The 2,442-nt window shown below is 48.8% G+C and carries 2 protein-coding genes; both read left to right on the forward strand.

Features of this window, described 5'->3' with window-relative positions:
• Positions 1–150: 150 nt before the first annotated feature.
• Positions 151–1,452, forward strand: coding sequence for an alpha-L-fucosidase (locus I6E38_RS14575; RefSeq protein WP_235394665.1), 1,302 nt, complete (start codon positions 151–153; stop codon positions 1,450–1,452).
• Between the two features lie 248 nt (positions 1,453–1,700).
• The gene (pyrH, locus tag I6E38_RS14580; protein WP_235394666.1) at positions 1,701–2,408 is read left to right on the forward strand and encodes a UMP kinase; all 708 of its coding nucleotides are present in this window, start codon (positions 1,701–1,703) and stop codon (positions 2,406–2,408) included.
• Positions 2,409–2,442 lie beyond the last annotated feature (34 nt).

The raw sequence follows: 2,442 nt of genomic DNA on the forward strand, positions 1-2,442 counted from the left end.
CTCGCTAAACGATATACAAAAGGAGGGTGCACCATAAATGACCATAGTCAATTATGACACACCCTCTTTTTTTTGCCCTATTGCTTCACCAATACGAATAAAAAGGTTAACTTTGCGAAACAAATATAACCCATAACCCAACAACAACTTATGAAAAAGCTATTGGCTGCGGCTATGCTGGCATTATCGCTTACAGCATCCGCTAACACTAATCAAACCTACACACCCTCTGCCGACAACATCGCAGCACGCAAACACTTCCAGGACTCCAAGTTCGGAATATTCCTTCACTGGGGTCTGTACGCTATGCTTGCCACCGGCGAATGGACTATGACCAACAACAACCTCAACTATAAGGAATACGCCAAGCTGGCTGGAGGCTTCTATCCCTCTCGCTTCAGCGCAAAGGAATGGGTGTCGCAAATCAAGGCTTCGGGTGCAAAGTATATATGCTTCACCACTCGTCACCATGAGGGATTCTCTATGTTCAAGTCGAAATATTCCGACTATAACGTTGTAGACGCTTCTCCCTTCAAGCGCGACATCGTCAAGGAACTTGCTGACGAGTGCCACCGTCAAGGCATCGACATCCACTTCTATTACTCACATATCGACTGGCAGCGTGAAGACGCTCCGCTTGGTCGTACAGGTCTCGGCACTGGTCGACCCGTTGAGAAGCAGAACTGGGACTCATACTATACGTTCATGAACAATCAGCTCACCGAACTCCTCACCAACTACGGCAAGGTTGGAGCTATATGGTTTGACGGATGGTGGGATCAGGACCAGAACCCATCATTCGATTGGCGTCTGCCTGAGCAGTATGCTCTCATCCATCGATTGCAGCCTGCTTGCCTCATCGGCAATAATCATCATCAAACTCCATTCGAGGGTGAAGACTTCCAGATGTTCGAACGCGACCTGCCAGGCGAGAATACAGCCGGACTCTCAGGTCAGTCAATCTCACAACTGCCGCTCGAAACATGCGAAACAATGAACGGTATGTGGGGATACAAGATTACCGACCAGAACTATAAGTCGACAAAGACTCTCATACATTATCTTGTAAAGGCAGCAGGTCGCAACGCCAACCTCCTTATGAACATCGGTCCGCAACCCGACGGATGTCTGCCCGAAGTAGCTGTGCAGCGCCTTAAGGAAATGGGCGAATGGATGAAGACATACGGAGAAACCATCTATGGTACACGTGGAGGACGCGTATCGCCACGCGATTGGGGCGTAACAACCGAGAAGGACAACAAGATATTCGTACATATCCTCAACCTCAAGGACCGTTCGCTCTTCCTTCCCATCACCGACAAGAACGCAAAGCATGCCGTAGATTACGTTTCGCGCAAGGCTGTCAAGATGCAGAAGTGTCAAGGCGGTGTGCTCATTACACTCGACAGCGTGCCCACTGATGTGGATAAGGTAGTGGAGATTCAGCTGTAAAAAGCCCCACCCCCGACCCCTCCCCCGCAGGGAGGGGAGTTATATGCTTTGAAAACTTGGGAAGAGGAATAAAAGGGAAAACTCAAAATTCAAAACTCAAAATCGCAGGCGTAGCCGAGAATAATTCAAAACTCAAAATTCAAAACTCAAAATTGCCGTAGGCAACAATTCAAAACTCAAAATTCAAAACTCAAAATTGCCGTAGGCAACAATTCAAAATTCAAAAATCAAAACTCAAAAATCAAAATATGAAATTCAACAGAATCCTTCTTAAGCTCAGTGGCGAGAGCCTTATGGGCAACCAAAGCTTCGGCATCGACCCAGTTCGTTTGGGTGAGTATGCCCAGCAGATTAAGGAAGTACACGAAATGGGTGTACAGATTGGCATCGTCATCGGCGGTGGCAACATATTCCGCGGACTTAGCGGAGCCTCAAAGGGCTTCGACCGTGTCAAAGGCGACCAGATGGGAATGTGCGCTACAGTAATCAACTCATTGGCTCTTAGCTCGGCTCTTGGCGCTATAGGCGTTAAGACAAAGGTGCTCACAGCCATACGCATGGAACCTATTGGCGAGTTCTACTCTAAGTGGAAAGCCATCGAGGCTATGGAGAACGGCTACGTTTGCATCTTCTCTGCCGGAACCGGTTCGCCTTACTTCACTACCGACACCGGTTCAAGTCTGCGTGGCATCGAGATTGAGGCTGACGTTATGCTCAAGGGCACACGCGTTGACGGCATCTACACCGCCGACCCAGAGAAAGACCCGACCGCAACCAAGTTCAGCGACATCACATACGACGAGATTTACACTCGCGGCTTGAAGGTGATGGACCTCACAGCCACAACAATGTGCAAGGAAAACAACCTCCCCATCTATGTGTTCAACATGGACGTTGTGGGCAATCTGAAGAAGGTTATGGACGGCGAACCGATCGGAACGCTTGTGCATAACTAAAAGAAAGAAGCCCTACCCCAAAAAGCCCATCCCC

Origin of the sequence: Leyella stercorea, assembly GCF_021531355.1 — a bacterium.
Lineage (GTDB): Bacteria > Bacteroidota > Bacteroidia > Bacteroidales > Bacteroidaceae > Prevotella.

Excerpts from the sequence above, each read along its gene's own strand:
- pyrH (WP_235394666.1), top strand. The coding sequence starts at position 1,701 with ATGAAATTCAACAGAATCCTTCTTAAGCTCAGTGGCGAGAGCCTTATG.
- I6E38_RS14575 (WP_235394665.1), top strand. The coding sequence starts at position 151 with ATGAAAAAGCTATTGGCTGCGGCTATGCTGGCATTATCGCTTACAGCA.